Origin of the sequence: Vibrio sp. HA2012, assembly GCF_002812955.1 — a bacterium.
Taxonomy (GTDB): Bacteria; Pseudomonadota; Gammaproteobacteria; order Enterobacterales; family Vibrionaceae; genus Vibrio.
Genome location: NZ_PFXK01000003.1, coordinates 38368 through 55324 on the forward strand (window position 1 = coordinate 38368; position 16957 = coordinate 55324).

The window sequence follows — 16957 nt, forward strand, 5'->3', positions numbered from 1 at the left end:
AAAGCTCAATACTCTTTTATAAGCAACTTAACTTATAAGCAATGATCAAAAGTGATATGACTTTATTTCTCTGGTGTGTGTAGTACCACTTCTTTTGATACCACGTTCTTACCATTAACCTGGCCAAACAGCACGGTTAATAGAATCGCCAGAACAATAGACAGACAAGAAGCAAAGACAAATACCCAAAGGGTTATATCAATCCCCGTGGGTGGAATGATTTGCGGCACAATTAAAATACTCGGCAGAGCAAATGAGTAATCACGTACCTGAAAGTAACCTATAATTGCACCACCTATAGCTCCTGCTATACAACCGAAAATAAAAGGACGCTTTTTCGGTAAGTTCACACCATAAATGGCCGGTCCGGTAATACCCAAAATACCCGAGATAAAAGCAGGGCCAGAGGTTACTTTTAGCTTATAATCTTTGGTGACCAGAAACACACCCAGAGCGGCCCCAGCCTGGGCCAGCACAGCAGGAACCAGCAGTGGAGTCATACTGTCCGATCCCACAACAGCGATGTTGTTTAAAACAATGGGTACAAAGCCCCAGTGCAACCCAAAGATAACGAAGATCTGCCAGCATGCACCCATAATAAGACCGGCAATAACAGGGCTTATCATGTATAGAAGTTCATAACCATGAGCAAGAAATTGACTCACAGTGGTTGCCAACGGCCCAATAACCAAAAAAGTCAAAGGTACCGTGACCATCAGACACAGCAAAGGAGTGAGGAAGTTTCTTAGTGTATCAGGAGCGAGTTTATTGAAGATAAATTCCAGTTTACAGGATGCCCATGCCGCAAAGATAATCGGCATGACTGATGACGCATAATTCATAAAGGTGACTGGCATCCCCAGGAATGTCAACGCTGCATGGTCTGCCGTATGAGATGCGTTAAACGCCGCTATCATAGCAGGATGAACCAAGGCACCACCAATCGCCATTGTAACAAACGGGTTCCCTTTAAACTTCATACCGGCAGTATAGCCAAGAGCAAGAGGAAAAAAGAAGAACAACGCGTCACTGGCTGCAAACAAAATTTGGTAGGTACCATGACCTGTCATTATCCACCCGGCGGCAACAGCCAAGGCCAGAAGACCTTTCAGAGTTCCTGAAGCCGCCAGAACGCCTAACAACGGAGTAAAGATGCCTGAAATGGTATCAATAAACGCATTAAGGAGACCTTCTTCTTTTTTTTCTACAGGTTCTGATACCATCAAATCGTCCATAATTTTTAACTGCATTGAACACTTGGTTCGTATAATTACTAGGGCGTGTATCTCTTTCAACTACCAGAAAACATTATCTGATGCTTTAATATCATTACCTGAAAGTTTGAAATCATTATACAGTTGGAATAATAAGCCAGAGACATAATGTATCATAGCTTCTCGGCTTTCAACTCAAGTTTTGGTTTATTTAAATAATATTTATATTAAAAAGCCATAAAAATAGCCGCACAGGAAAACTGTGCGGCTTCAATTTATTCTACAAAGCTATCTGAATAAAAGCGTTGAATTATTTAAGATTCTTTTTGAAAAACGTGCTTAGCTTATCAAAAGGAATAAGGTTCACTCGGTCATACAAATCCACGTGGCCTGCACCAGGAACAATGTAAAGTTCCTTTGGCTCACCAGCAAGCTCATAAGCTTCCTAACTCCACTCTCGGGAATGCGCGTTTTCACCCATAACAAACAACATTGGGCGAGGTGAAATAGTCTCAATATCGTTAAATGGATAGAAGTTCATAAACTTCGAGTTACTTGACAGCGTCGGATGAGTGGTTAGCTCTTGGGTTGAACTCTCAGCAACTCCGCTTCGAGTATATCTCTGTTTGGTGCTTCAAAATGAACGGTCGGACGGTCAATTCGTCCGGAAACTACCTGCATGGGTTCAGGGCCCCTCAGTTGACCACCAACAACAGGATTGAATAAGTATAACCTTCAGGGAAAAGCCGCTCATGCCAATGCAATATACGGGCAAGTGTAAGAGGCTCATCAAGATTATCAACGGCATCAAGCATCGCTTGCTTCTGGTCTTGAGATTGAACGGTGATTTGTCCCAGTAGAATACCTTGGTTGAGACGAACCCGCCTTAGGTATGGTTCAATAATTTGCTTGTTCCAAGAAAAACAAGGCCAGTTTTTATTCTTTCATATCCACATACACAACCTAATGATTCAAAAACACACCATATTCACATCATAATATGACGTAAATAAACTCATTATTCAACTCAAATGGTGAGTCATTTAGGTAATTATTCGAATCACAGAGCGGATTTTTATCGTAACCCATGTTGCATTAATGCAACATTCAAACTCAGATAATTTCCGTATTTTGATAAGTTTTGGTAATTTTTGAGTGCCGAGAACCATCCACATAAAGTACATATTACAGCGTGAAAATTAACAAAGTTTAGGTACTCCAAATGGGACTATTGATGGTATAGAATGGGGTAAACAGGTTATCTTGCGCCCTTTCACCAAAGCAATAAGTCATTGTTTCTAAAAGCATTAACATTGCCTTTATTAATTTTCATGACAGCCTTCCAAGCTGATGATGCGGGTTCGATTCCCGCTGCCCGCTCCAATTCCTTTCCTCTGCATCGAACTTTTCAACCTATTGAAAATAAAGCGCTCTACAACGCTACTTCGTGTTTCTTTTTGTTACCCATACACCTAATTGCTAGTTCATAAAATCCAATTATTGTTAGCCTACATGCTCCCGTTAAGCAAGAATAAGCTTGTTGGATAATTGAGAAACAGATTGTTCCATTCGATTCGTGGCTATGCACTAATACTGAGTATCTCTGCTTTTTTATTGAGCAGCTATTTACTGCCTGGCTAGAAATAATTCCGTAATTTGGCAACAAGCTGTTGCCAAATACCAAAATAACCTACTCTTCGAGAAAGTCTTCAACCAGCTCATTGATGAAGTCTCGTTCCTCTAGGGAAAGATCTAATTTAGCAGCCTTACGCTTACTAAGCTCGTTGTTATTTTGGATAATTGTCGAAACCAGAAGGCGCAACTCCTTCGCGCTCAGGTCAAGCCTGTCCTCGGCAGATAATGCTTCATAAAGCTTATCGGCAAATACCATGGTATCTATTTCCTGAGGAAGAACATTGGTTGCAACATCTACCATGATTCTAGCCAGCCAAACCGTGTAGTTTGTGACATCAAGATCCCGGAAGAAGTCCTTGTTTTCAGTTTCAATGTATAGCTGCTGGTTCTCTTCAATGTAGTCTGTGACAGATTCTATTTTTGAGGATATTTCGTTCAACGCATCGTAGTAGCTATGTATGTTCGTCAGGATGCCGTTAGAGACCGGCAATATTAGCCCGTCAGGAAGAATCTCACTTCTGCACAAACACTCTTGTATGATATACCGGGATATCCGGCCATTACCATCCATGTATGGATGGATGTAGACAAAAGTTGAGCTCAGGATACCAGCTTGTACCGGCCCCGGGATGTTTGAGTTAAGCAACTTTTCATAAAGCTCAAACCATCCATTCATTAAGTCTTCAACATACTCAGGTTTTGCCGTTGGCAGCTCGACTCCGGACGCACCGCCGATCCAGTTTTGTTCGGCGCGATAATCTATCTCTGCACGGTCACCTTTTATGATCGAGTGAATGAGCGTGAGATGCTCCTTTGACAAAGGGGTTTTACCTGCACGCAGCAGAGCATCGTTAAACCTGATCGCCTTATTCTGTGAGAACCGCTCCTGTTCAATCTCTCCAGAGGAACGCGTCTCTTTAGACACCAGAAAGCGAGAGGCGCGAGCAACCAGAGCGGGGCTCCAAGTGTTAATAACTGCACTGGTCTGCTCCTTCAGTGAGCCTATATGAGTGTCTTCCAGCTCATTAGTTTTGCGGACAATCACTGTGTACTCGGCTGTACCGATAATATTGTTCTTAAGGCGATGCCGAGTACTGTTAACCGCAGGGCACGTGTAGTACTTGTTTTCATCCAGTACCGGAACATAGGGAGATGGAATACAGTCTTCAAGAGGCAACTGCTTACCTGACAGCCACTCACAAAGGAACCAGATAATTCGGAGGAATTTTGATGTGGATTTATCTTTAAGGGACTCAACCAGTCTATTGGTGAAATCAGGAATTTCAGCCAGACAGCGGAAGTAAGAGATTTCGACGCCTTCCCGTTTAATCGCAAACACAGCGTGCTGTATCGGGCAGTCGATATCAGGCCGCAGATTGGCGGCGAAGTTTTGCAGCGTTGTGCCGTGCGTTACGCGCTCATTGGCGCCTTTTGCACCAATTAAACCGCCTGTGTATGACTTAACGCCTCTTTCTACAACCTGGAGTTTATAGTGCTCACGGAGCCACTCATAGCCAACCGGATTCTCTCTCGTCAAAATCTTAAATCCTCTCAAATTTTCTTAAATCCTAACACATAACAACATAGAAAGTTAAATACCAGGGTTAAAATTTAACTTTTTATAACTTCAAAAGGTGTAGATTTAACTTTTTTCGGAGGAATATGATTTTTTATTCACTTTGGATGAACCTAACGCAGAAAGGCCCCCACTATCTCAGTGAGGGCTGTGTTACGACAACAAATTTTAGTTAGCTTCGTTGCGGTATTTTTATTGAGTAAAACACCGTAAACAATACTGGCACCACGACCAAAGTCAGGATCGTTGCAAACCCGAGCCCGGCCATAATGGTGATCGCCATAGAGCCAAAGAAGGCATCAAACACCAGCGGGATCATTCCAAGAATCGTAGTCAGAGCTGCCATACTGACCGGGCGTACACGGCTGATGGCACTATGAACCACGGCATCATAGGGTTCCCGGCCTTCTGCCAGTTCAATATTGATCTGATCCATCAGCACAATACCGTTTTTCAGAATCATTCCGCTCAGGCTCAACAGGCCAAGAAACGCGGTAAAACTGAACGGCATACCAAAAGCGAGCAGACCGATTGAGACGCCGATGATAGACAACGGTACGGTACACCAGATAACCAGTGGTTTTTTAATGGAATTAAACAGAAACACAGTAATGATAAACATAAACAGATAACCCATCGGCAATGAAGCAAACAGCATGTCCTGCGCATCCTTAGAGGATTCATATTCCCCGCCCCAACGGATTGAATAGCCTTCAGGCAATTGCAGTGCTTCAACTTCTGGCTGAATACGGGCAAACAACATTGCCGGGGTTTCATCACCAAGAATGTCATGGTCAGCCAGCACAGTCAGAGTCCGTTTACGGTCACGACGCATAATCAGTGGCTCAGACCATTCCATCTTAACCCCATCAATTACCTGCTCAATCGGTACATACGTCTGCTGACTCGGGCTATAGATACCCAGTTTCTGGAAGGTGTCAAAACTGACCCGCTCAGCTTCCGGCAGACGAACCACAATCGGTATCATCTTTGTGCCATCCCTGAACAGCCCGATGGTGCTTCCCCCGAAGGCCGTCTGTAATGTATTCGACAGATCTTCTTTCGACACCCCCATCCGGCGTGCCTTGGATTCATTAAACACCGGCACCAGCTCTTTGGTCCGCTCACGCCAGTCATGGCGAATATTACGTGCTCCGGGATCCTTTAGAAGGATGTCCTCTACCTTAACCGCGATGTCACGCAGAATCTGCGGATCCGGGCCAACGATTCGAGCCTCAATCTTCGAAGCCGGGGATGGGCCAAACTCCATCAACCGGAACTGAAAACTCGGTGCGTTAAACTCATGTGGCAGACTATTGTCCAGCTTATCCAACAGTTGAAACATCTGCTCCCGAGTCTTGGTTCTCACCTGCAATTGAGCATAAGACTCATAGTTACGTTCTGGTGAGTAAGTCAGCATAAAACGTTGCATACCCTGCCCAACAGAGGTGGAAACGAACTCAACCTCATCATGCTCGCGGATATATTTTTCGACGTTTTCGGTCTGCTTGATCGTTTCACGAATGTCAGTACCTTGCGGCATCCACATATCAACAAAGAACATAGGTGTATTTGATGCCGGGAAAAACTGCTGCTTCACACTACCAAATCCAATAACCGCTACAACCAAAAGCCCCAGCATTCCGGCAATGGTCAGCCAGCGAAAGCGGATCGTAAATCTAAGCAGGGAACCAAACAGTACGTACATGGTTCCCTTATACGGGTCAGTTTGTTCTCCCTCTTTGCTTACACCATCTTTCAGCAGCAGATCGGCAAGGAAAGGAGTCAGCGTTAACGCTGTTATCCAGCTCAGAAACAGGGAAAAACAGAGTACCCAAAACAACGACCCCATAAATTCACCAGTTGCATCTTTAGATAGACCAATAGGTGCAAAAGCAGTAATAGCGATCACAGTCGCCCCCAGCAAAGGCCACTGAGTCTGCTTAACAATATCCGTCGCAGCCTGAGCCTTGGTTCTGCCTTTCTTCAGACCAACCAGTATCCCTTCGACAACCACTATCGCATTGTCTACCAGCATTCCGAGAGCGATGATCAATGCCCCAAGCGAGATACGGTGCAACTCGATATTATAGACATTCATCAGAATGAAAGTGCCCATTACCGTCAGTAGCAGCACCATTCCGATAATCAGCCCGCTGTGCAGACCCATGGTAAATAACAGTACCACGATAACAATGCCAACCGCTTCTGCCAGACTGATCAGGAAATCATTCACTGAGTTTTCGACCTCAGCAGACTGATTATAAAAATGGTTCAGATGAACACCAGCCGGTTTGATATTTTCCAGTTCAGCCAGTTTAGTCTCTATCGCTTTACCCACCTCAACAACGTTAACGCCAGAGCTGAAGGAGATACCAATATTGATGGCTGGCTTACCTTTATAAGTTATAACATTGGTCGGTTTTTCCTGAATGCCCCGTTCAATGCTCGCTACGTCTTTCAGGCGGATCAGATTACCGCTGTCACGGCCATGAATAATCAAGTTTTCCAGCGATTCCACCGAATCTAAGTCACCACTAGGACGAATCACCAGTGACTGGCCATTGATCATCACATCACCGGCAGAAACAACACTATTCTGTTGGGAAAGCAGGCTGATTACCGTATTAAAATCCAGATTAAGAGAGGCTAAGCGGTCAATCGAAATTTCGACAAATAACTCTTCCTGCTGATCTCCGGCAATGTTGACTTTACCTACGCCATCCACCAACTCAAGCTCCCGTGCCAACTGGTCAGCATAGCGTTTTAAATCAATATAATCATAACCATCGCCAGTCAGCATCAGAGACACACCATAGACATCACCAAAATCATCGATAACCTGTAGCGACGTAATGCCAGTCGGCAATTCAGGTTGCAGGTCATTGACCTTTCGGCGCATTTCATCCCAGATCTGCGGCAACTCATCCGGTCCGTAAGTCATCTTCATACTTACGGTAATTTGCGTCATTCCCTCCGAAGAAATCGATTTAATTTCATCAACATAAGGAAGCTGACGAATCGCCTTTTCCAGTGGATAGGTGAGTTCTTCTTCTACTTCTTGTGAGGTAGCTCCCGGGTAGGTAGCAATAACTAAGGCATCTTTAATTGTGAATGCAGGATCTTCCAGCCGCCCCAAATCAAAGAAAGACTGAGTACCACCGATGGCCAGAATGATCAGGAACAACCAGCTTATTACCTTATTTTTCATCGAATATTGTGCAATGTTCACAGCTTGCTTTCCTTTTCTACAGTAACAATAACGACATCATCACGCATCTGACTCAGACCAGAATTAACCAAAATATCGCCCTGTTTTACTCCCCGGTTGATAACTGCGCCCTCATTGGTCACTTTAACAACGTGAACAACTACTTTTTCCACTCTGTCATCCTTCAGTTTCCAGACGTAGAATTCGCCAGCATTACGGCCAGGGTTCAATGCAGTCATCGGTACCAGATATCCGGTTACCGTACTTAACCCAGTTGCCAGCATATCGACATCCAGACTGGCCGATGTTCCCGGCAGAATAGGTGTTTCAACCTGAGGCATCTGTAATAAGAACTCAAATGCATTGCTGCTAGCGACAGGTTCACTGGAATGTTCGTAGTAGTTCAGAAAATAACTATTTTTATCCCCGGAAAAAGTGGTTTTAATCCGGAAATCACGAAGTTCAGAACTTGGATTAATGGTAGCCAAAACAGTATCTGAGATACCGACCCTGACCCTCACCACATCATCCCGGTAAATACTGACCACAGTTTCACCGGAATTAACACTTTCAAACGATTTTTTGGGGACTTCGGAAACGTAGCCATTAAATGGTGCAACCAGACGGGTATAGCTGAGATTGTTTCGAGCGACTTTATAACTCACCTCCGCAATGCGTTTGTTCGCCGTCAATTCGTCCATTTCAGACTGAGACAACATTTTTTTACCTAACAACCCTTTCCCACGCTGGTACTGTTTTACGGCCAGTTCGTACTGAGCTTCGGCATCCGCCAGTTGCTGACGTAATTTACGGTCATCCAGATGCGCCAGCAGATCTCCTTTTTTCACTTTCTGCCCGGTACGGACTGGAATGATATCCAGCTCGCCTTCAACACGAAACGAAAGTGGCGTCATATCGGCAGGAATAACGGTTCCTTTAAAATTCCTATACTGATTTTCTAAAGGCTTTTCAATCTTATAAGTTGATACCTCAAGCGGTTTACGACTACGGGTTTCGCTGTTCCCTTTACAGCCCTGCACCATACCCAGTACCATGGTTATAACAACCAGTAACTTTATTCTGTTGCTCCCCATCAGATGCCATCCTCACGAGTCCATGCTTTTACTGTCTGACCTGCACTTAAGTCTTTAGCCCCTGCAATGATCACCCTGTCGCCGGCTTTCAGGCCACCGATAACAGAGCCAAATTTATCGAGATCGACCATCACGGCTTCAACAATGCTGCTTTTCTGGTTAAACCGCCATACCTGCCCCTTGTTTCCATCTTTTGTCACCCAAGCCTCCTCAGGAAGACGCAGAGAACTGAGCTTCTGGTTATTGGCTATTAATACCTGACCTGTCATACCAGTCAGAATATTCATATTGTGTGGACGCTGAATAGTAACGGTCGTGGTATAGCTGTTCGTATCGGTTTCCGGCTGAGTCGAAATTTCCTTAAATCTGGCGGGAATAACATCCGAGTTATGGGTATCGAGTATGACTGCATAATCACGCAGCTTCAGTTCCTCAATACCAATCACATCGGCATAAGGAACAGGAACTGACACAGTGATATCCAGTTCATCGTTGTTAATAATATTCAGGATTGGTGTTTTTGCCGCGACAAACTGATGAGACTTAACAAAACTTAACGAGACTAAACCAGCAAAAGGTGCCCTGATTTGGGTATAGCGTAGGTCGGTTTTCGCTTCCTCAAGATTCGCTTCAGCCGTCTTCAACGCCGTTTCTGACTGATCATACACATCAGCACTGATCAATTTCTTTAAGAATAACTGTTCATTGCGGGTATGGCGGGTATTTACCAGATCATATTGAGCCTGACTTGCCTCAACAGCCAGTTGGTAATCCGTTGGATCCAAGGTTGCCAACACCTGCGCTTTTTCAACTTTCTGCCCTTCCCTAACCTGCAGCGTCTCAATCACGCCCGGAACCTGAAAAGAAAGCTGCGAACGCTCAGCAGCATCAACTTCAGCCAAAAAGCCGTCATACCCGACCGCATCGATATCCGGAACCTCATACAACTTTACTGGCTTTACAACCAAGTGTTGTGGCTCGGAACTGGCTTGATTGCAGCCCGAAAGAAATACACTGACTCCGCTAAGCAGAACCAGCTTAGCCACCAGAACTGACCTTAACCTATCTTTGTAGATGTGTGTTTTCAAGTTACCGTCTCCCGAGTTATAAAATCCACACTTACTATACAGGCGGACAATATACAAAATTTAAGGTTCGATCAACTTTATTTTCCATGTGGACAATATTTTTCTTTTCACAGACTCATTGTGTTTTAATAAAACAGATGCGCAACAACAAAAAGTAAGAGTAATGACAGGAAGAAAGCAAGGTAGGCACAGCGCAAAGACTGCAGACGAGACAAAACTTCAGATCCTGGTGACCGCAACCAAGATGTTCTGTAAGTCCGGTTATGAACGGGGAAAAATCCAGTTAGAGTGGAACTTCTTCCCCCCGAGAATGGCTGTATGCTGAATAACGGTTCCTGTGATACATCTAAGAGAGCAGATAAACTATATCTAAGAACCGTTGTACTAAAGTAATCTCAATACGCTTATTCAGACCCGCGCTTAAACGATAAATTTACCAAGAATAGAATCTTGTTTACGTACTTTCTCAGTCTGATCCTGCATAGCAATATTTGCTTCTCCTGCTGATTCAGAAACCTGAGTAGAAAGGTCTTTAATTTTCACCGTATTATTGTTGATCTCTTCCGCCACCAGGCTCTGCTCTTCGGCGGCAGAAGCAATTTGCATATTCATATCACTAATCTGTTGAATCGCAATGTAGATTTTTTGTAATGCAGCATCGGCTAGCCCGGCTTTACCCACGGCATCTTCTGCTGTCACTTTACTTTCATGCATCACCACAGATACTGACGTTGCCCCCGCTTGCAATTGCTCAATCATATTGCGAATTTCTGTTGTCGACTGCTGCGTACGCTGAGCAAGAGTCCGTACCTCATCGGCAACCACAGCAAAACCTCGGCCAGAATCACCAGCTCGGGCAGCCTCAATCGCCGCATTCAGTGCTAATAAATTTGTTTGATCGGCAATATCGGTAATGACTTTCAAAATAGTCTCAATATTTGCTGTCGCAGACTCCAGTCCCTGTACTTCTTCCACTGCTTGCTCAATGCGTGATGAGAGCATATTGATAGAATGGGTAGTATCCCTAACAACTTGAGAGCCTTCACTTGTAGCATCATCCGCACCTTTAGCGGCGGAAGCCGCTCCCTGAGCATTATTTGCAACCTCCGTTGCGGTTACTGACATTTCATTCATAGCAGTTGCCAACTGTTCTAATTCCTGGAGTTGAGAATGCATGGCTTCAGACGAGGCATGCACACTTCCCATTGTCTTTTCAGCACCACATCTTATTTCCTCACCAATCATTTTCGTGTGCTTAATTCGGTTTTGCAGCGTTTCTGCAAAGGTATTAAATCCAGAAGCAAGTTCCGCAAATTCTTTGTCTGTATCCGTACTTAATCTCTTAGTTAAATCACCTTGTCCTGATGCTACATCTTTAATGGCATCATTAAGCACGCCTAATGGACGCATCAAGAATTTAATCAAAAATGTCAGTATAATAATACTAAGAATAACACCGAATATAGTATAAATAATCGCATTATTTCTTAGTTTTAAAATTGTAGAGAACGCTTTAGAACGATCAATCAATGCTCCTACATACCAATTTTCTTTTGGCAGATAAGTAAAATTAACTACAAATTCTTTTTCACCAATAATTATATCCTGAAAACCTTCTTTAATATTCACTCCAGGCAAATATGAGTCGATATCTTGGCCATTATATTTTGTATTCTTATGCGCGATTGTCATGCCATCTGAAGTGATAATAAACATATTACCTGCATCAAATAGATTGACTTTATTTACCATTTCAGCAAGAAGATTTAAGTTCATATCATAAAACATAGCGCCAATAAAATCATCCTGTTGTAATACAGGAATAGCAATAGAGATAATCATTTGTTTGATAGAAGGATCCATATACGGTTCTGTCACCGTTAACTTCTTACTCTTCCACGCATCAGTATACCATGGGCGTTTCCGGGAATCATAACTGCTATCAGGTTCCCAGCCATCATCATTTTCTATAACTGTTCCATCAGAATCATAGCCTAGGCCAACAACAATAAAACTAGTTTTAAGCTTTTCTGTTTCTAACACATTTTTCACATAACGACGATTTTCAGCATCCAATTGAAGAACATCAGTCGAAAATTTAGCCAAGAATTTTTTACTTTCCATTTCTGTTGTGACAGTATCTGCAACGCCTTCAGCCAACTCTTTTAAGCTACTACCAATTAACTCCGTTACTTCCGTTTGAACAGTATTTATCTGATGAATAGATAAAAGAGATGTTGTCACCAATAACAATATCGATGATGCAGCTACAATTTTTTGACTAAATCTCATACGTACCCCATTACTATACTAAAACATACCAAATTAATTAAAAAGCTCAGAATTAACAGATTCGGTATAAATATATTTCCAGACAAATTATTAATATTTTCAGAAGTAGCGGATAGTAGAGCAGCCAACTCAAAATAAATGTGACAAACATCAAAACAACATATTCATCAAAAGTTCAAACTTAAAGAATAATTAGTCATTTTCTGACTAATTATCCATATTTGTTTCTTAAGCTGCATATAATCAAATATCTGAAGGAAAAAAATCGCAAAACATGAATAAAATATCAATTTCTATGTGGTTTCAAACGTCCTCTCTCATTTCAATACGAGAACTTGATCACAAAAATCATCCAAAAAGATAATTTCAGATGTCATTTATTCATATTAAAAGCGCATAATTTTTCATACGATGTATCTTTGTTGCACATTTCAATGGAAATAAATTCAAAGTTACGGTCTAGCCCGTAACATTTATTCATCATCATTGACCGATACCAGAATTCCCTTACCAAACAATAGCCTGAAAGAAATTTAATCTAACGTTACACTATAGTGGCGACAATAACATCACAGGTAGACTCTTTTGACTGGGCTTCAGGAAAAATTACAGACTGTATTAATATATGAAACAGCAAGCCGGTTCTTTAGTCAAGAAAAAGCACTATTATTATTTTTAAATAACAGAAATCACTAAAACAGTAATAGAGAAAAATAATGGCAGTAATAGTATTAAATTTTTAAATCTATCAACTAAATTAACATGTTCAAAATATAATACTAATAAGATTGGTGCCGTCAAAAAAAAGAACAGTCCCGCTAATGTCAGAAATATTTTCGCTTTTGAATTTAACGCAAACCTTCCCTCAGATTGATCAACGGGGATATAATAAAGGATGATATTACCTTGCTCGTAATATCGAATAGGGTGAGGTAAATCCCCATCATGCACAATCATTTTTGCTTCATGCATTCTCTCTTTTGAATCAAAATAAGTATAAATTAGTGTCGTTTTGTTTTTGTATTCCTTGGTCTCTCCCCCCATTTTTCTCGTTGTGACAATGCTGGGGGTGGTATATATATCTTTAATAGTTATGTATCGTTCAGAAAAATAGTTAGGCCCTTCGATTATAGCGTTAATAGTAAGGAATACGCCTAAAACAGGCATGCCTAGAAGAGCTAAGGCAAGAAAATTTCGGATATTAAATATTTTATATAAACCAATACTCATAAATAATATAATTTCTATTATTAATTTTTTATATCCTCACCTTCTGCATTATTTGTCTCATTTGAAAGATTATCTATTTCTCCACATTCACTGTTATTTCTAGACAATAGAAAAAAAACTCCACTTACAGCAGCAAACACCACCATAAAAACGATAAAATTACCAATCCCCTCTAGACCAAGAGTACGGCTAATCACCACACCACTAGCCCCTGAAACCAAGATCCTGATAAAATTACCCTTGTTTGTTTCTTTATTCATTATTAACTCCAATCAATACTTTTTTTGTGACTAATCCGGATATATATCATCTAAAAGATCGTGCATATCACTGGTTTCTTTTGCATCTTTACCAATACGCCAGGCAGCTTTTGCATAGTTTTCTTCTTTTTCTGGTTCTTCCTTTTCATGTTGGAACTTATCTGATTTATTATTTCTATGACCTTTTTTTAATTTCTTCCATAATGGACTTAAACCTTCTATCTTCTCTTTAAGATAAAAAAAACCAAAAATTGGGCCAAAAATTAAAAGCACAAATAAGCAGATATAACCTCCGATAGTGTCAGCCATCGGTGTATCAATCCATATGCAGATTAAAATAGATACGAATGAAACTATTCCGGATAGAATAAGAAATTTAAACATCAATTTCACCTATATAAACTTTTGACCATAATTTGTCCATGACAATCACATAGGTAACTAAAATTTTCGCCATCAATGACAACACTGACAGATAAATGGCTATCCCGAACATCGATATGCTTCAACCAAAGCTCACCTGACGCCAGAGACCACTGTTCAACCGGTACATCAGGAGTGCTCACTGTTAAATCCTCATTAATTCCCTGATCAAAGCTTCTCCATTCATCACCAGTATACCAGAGGGTCAAAGTCCGATAGCTCATACTATTGGATGGAGAGGCTGTAAATTCCCAAGAATCATCTGAAGAAATTAAACGGGTTAATAACCACTTCCCGCAGGCAAGATCCTTGTTAAAATCATCGAGATGTTTGTATTGGAAGTACATACTAATTCATCACACCATAAGTGGATATACGATGAGCTAAACGTTCTGCTGCCTGCTTATCTGCTGTACCTAATGTATCGAGAATAAATTGCGCTTCATTCCTATAACCAAGAATTTTGTCTTCGTTCCAGTGAAATGGAGGCGGAGACAAATTGGTGATACGGTCACATAGCTTAACTAGCCATATTTCTTTAGGCTGTTGTTTTATCCGTTCCAGAGAATCAGCCATTTGAGCCTGCTTATCACCCATTTCAGTATTTTTAGTTAAAGCTAGAACACCATTGGCGACATTCCGCCCAAAAGCATCAGAAATGTCTTCAAATTTCGTGTCAGTATCTTCTAATGTATCATGAAGCAATGCAGCCTGAACTGCCAACCGTCCATCCAGATCCGGTCGATTTACAATCACCGACATAACTTCCATAGCGACAGAACCAAGATGTACACAATAAGGAAAATGTTCACCCAAATTCTGGCCTTTGAAGGTCTGCGCCCCATGTGCTCTTGCAGCAAAGTACCACGCTTTTAAATAATCATCTGCTTGCCAGCTCATAACTTCTCCTTTATTGAGTAAGCGCACCAGGCAAACTTCTTCACCAACTGACTTATCCGTAATAAAGGTATGTAACCGTAACGGCATTGGTTTATCAATAGGATGGCGGATTTCTACAAACCTTTGTCGTCTATGTCCAAAGGCCTTTCATCAAAGCAGCCCCGTCCCCTTTAACACCGCAGTAACTCCGCTCACAGAGCAGAGAAGCAATGCTGATTTTCTAACCGTGTCCTTCGGCCAGTTCCGGGTAAATTTAATCGCACAAAAATACCCCAAGACAACAGCAGGTATTAACGGTAATGTAATTGTTAAATGGTGCCAGGTCAGAAAACCTGCATACATCTGTACAACTAATGAGATCATGGAGCTAAAACAAAAAAATGCGGCAAGATTACCTCGCAGTTGATTAGCATCCTGATGCTGTAAAAGTAGCGCCATCGGAGGGCCGCCAATAGCACTACTGGTGCCAAAGAATCCGGAAAAAAAACCGGCAATAACCATTCTTCTGGGTGTTGGTTCAAAACGAAATGGTAGCAGACTTATTATAACGGCCATAAGAACTAATAACCCTAACCAGAGTTCTAATATTTGAGTCGATACCCATACCAGTAAAAGACCGCCAATCACTGAGCCCGGTATACGCCCCAATATTGCCATTTTTAGCCCTCCAACAGAAATATTATTCCGTAGTTTCAATGCGTTCAAAACCGAAAGAACTAAAGCACAAAGTGTTACGGGAGCGGGAACGTAATCAGGAGATAATGTGAACAGAAATGGTGCAGCAACCACAGCCAAACCAAAGCCGATGGCAGTTTGTACAAATGACCCAATAAAAATAAGAACTATAGATACAACGGTAGGGCTAACCAGATATTCCATTATTTCTCCTTTATTCAGAACAGAGAACCCCCAGCATTAAAATAACACGAGGAATTCTGTCTGGATACTGCATCTTAATGCCACTTCAATATAGTTGTATCTATTTATTCTCCAAGCAATTCTGATAACATTCTGCCCACCCAGAGGGTTCGGGTGGGCAACATTGTGCTTATTTCAAGTGTTCACCAAAGAAAGCTTCAATACGATCAAACGGTATTTTTTCTACACGGTCATACAGATCAGTGTGCACCAGTTCATTAATAATCATCATTTCTTTCGGTTCAGCCGCCGCTTTATATGCATCTTCAGTAAAGTAACGTGAGTGTGCATTTTCACCAGCAATCAGCAGAATCGGACGAGGCGCAATTTCTGAGATATAAGTCATCAGTGGCATGTTCATAAATGATAATGCCGTAGTTGCTGTCCATGAACCGTTAGAGTTAATTGAACGAGGGTGGAAACCACGTGGGGTACGGTAGTAATCAACGTAATCCACAACAAACTGAGGCTCTTCACCAGTCAAATCACTTGGCTTAGGCAGACCTTGAGGTGCTAGTGCTGGTTCGCCGTTAGCGGCATCTTCCCAACGCTGCAAGTTCATTTGTTCCAGAGCTCCGCTACGTTCTTCTGCGGTCATAGAATCAAAGTAGCCTTTAGACATCACCCGGGACATGTCATACATGCTGGTTGTAACAACGGCTTTGATACGTTTATCAACAGCCGCAGCATTAAGGCTCATACCGCCAAAGCCACAGATACCGATAACACCGATTTTGTTACGGTCAACACGATCGTCCAGACCAAGGAAATCAACGGCAGCACTGAAATCTTCTGTATTGATTTCCGGTGAAGATACATTGCGTGGTGTGCCTTCACTTTCACCAGTGTAAGACGCGTCAAACGCCAGTGCTATATAGCCACGCTCAGCCATTGTTTGAGCATACAGGCCAGATGCTTGTTCCTTAACCGCTCCGTATGGTCCGCTCACAGCCAGTGCAGGCAATGACTTCTGTTCCGCATCTTTAGGGCAATATAGGTCTGCGGCAAGAGTAATGCCGTAGCGGTTTTTAAAAGTTACTTTCTTATGTTCAACTTTATCGCTTTGGGGAAAGGTTTTATCCCATTCTTGAATCAGTTGCATTACTGTCTCCTGCT

Annotated in this window: 13 protein-coding genes and 1 pseudogene; all 14 read right to left on the minus strand. The window is 42.1% G+C overall.

All coding sequences use genetic code 11. The features are described from left to right. Positions 1-62: 62 nt before the first annotated feature. The 14 genes and pseudogenes from CSW98_RS06415 to CSW98_RS06495 all read right to left on the minus strand — a co-directional run bounded on the left by CSW98_RS06415 (position 63) and on the right by CSW98_RS06495 (position 16943). Positions 63-1250, minus strand: coding sequence for a PTS transporter subunit EIIC (locus CSW98_RS06415; protein ID WP_100799647.1), 1188 nt, complete (start codon positions 1248-1250; stop codon positions 63-65). Positions 1251-1814: 564 nt separating this feature from the next. Continuing rightward, positions 1815-2119 (minus strand): annotated as a pseudogene (locus tag CSW98_RS06425) (DUF4172 domain-containing protein); the annotation flags it as partial. Positions 2120-2904: 785 nt separating this feature from the next. Next, entirely contained in the window at positions 2905-4386 is a 1482-nt protein-coding gene (locus tag CSW98_RS06435; RefSeq protein WP_157810348.1) for a Fic family protein, read from the minus strand. Between the two features lie 211 nt (positions 4387-4597). Further along, on the minus strand, positions 4598-7657 hold the full coding sequence (locus CSW98_RS06440; protein WP_100799650.1) for an efflux RND transporter permease subunit: 3060 nt from the start codon (positions 7655-7657) through the stop codon (positions 4598-4600). Continuing rightward, positions 7654-8730 (minus strand): efflux RND transporter periplasmic adaptor subunit, encoded by a 1077-nt coding sequence (locus tag CSW98_RS06445; protein ID WP_100799651.1) that lies wholly within the window; start codon positions 8728-8730, stop codon positions 7654-7656. Before CSW98_RS06445 ends, CSW98_RS06440 begins: the two co-directional genes overlap by 4 nt. Then, entirely contained in the window at positions 8730-9818 is a 1089-nt protein-coding gene (locus CSW98_RS06450; RefSeq protein WP_232733485.1) for an efflux RND transporter periplasmic adaptor subunit, read from the minus strand. Before CSW98_RS06450 ends, CSW98_RS06445 begins: the two co-directional genes overlap by 1 nt. 420 nt (positions 9819-10238) lie before the next feature. Next, the gene (locus CSW98_RS06460) at positions 10239-12110 is read right to left on the minus strand and encodes a methyl-accepting chemotaxis protein (RefSeq protein ID WP_100799653.1); all 1872 of its coding nucleotides are present in this window, start codon (positions 12108-12110) and stop codon (positions 10239-10241) included. 675 nt (positions 12111-12785) lie between these two features. Further along, complete coding sequence (locus CSW98_RS06465; RefSeq protein WP_100799654.1) at positions 12786-13340, minus strand: hypothetical protein; 555 nt, start codon at positions 13338-13340, stop codon at positions 12786-12788. Positions 13341-13360: 20 nt separating this feature from the next. Next, complete coding sequence (locus CSW98_RS06470) at positions 13361-13600, minus strand: hypothetical protein (RefSeq protein ID WP_100799655.1); 240 nt, start codon at positions 13598-13600, stop codon at positions 13361-13363. A gap of 30 nt (positions 13601-13630) precedes the next feature. Continuing rightward, positions 13631-13984, minus strand: coding sequence for a hypothetical protein (locus CSW98_RS06475; RefSeq protein WP_100799656.1), 354 nt, complete (start codon positions 13982-13984; stop codon positions 13631-13633). 5 nt (positions 13985-13989) lie between these two features. After that, the gene (locus tag CSW98_RS06480; protein WP_100799657.1) at positions 13990-14370 is read right to left on the minus strand and encodes a hypothetical protein; all 381 of its coding nucleotides are present in this window, start codon (positions 14368-14370) and stop codon (positions 13990-13992) included. 1 nt (position 14371) lies between these two features. Continuing rightward, a complete protein-coding gene (locus tag CSW98_RS06485) occupies positions 14372-14923 on the minus strand; it encodes an HD domain-containing protein (RefSeq protein ID WP_100800030.1) in 552 nt (183 codons plus the stop codon). 150 nt (positions 14924-15073) lie between these two features. Then, positions 15074-15802: a sulfite exporter TauE/SafE family protein gene (locus tag CSW98_RS06490; RefSeq protein ID WP_100799658.1), complete on the minus strand. Its 729-nt coding sequence runs from the start codon at positions 15800-15802 to the stop codon at positions 15074-15076. Positions 15803-15971: 169 nt separating this feature from the next. Beyond that, positions 15972-16943: an alpha/beta hydrolase gene (locus tag CSW98_RS06495; RefSeq protein ID WP_100799659.1), complete on the minus strand. Its 972-nt coding sequence runs from the start codon at positions 16941-16943 to the stop codon at positions 15972-15974. Positions 16944-16957: the final 14 nt, after the last annotated feature.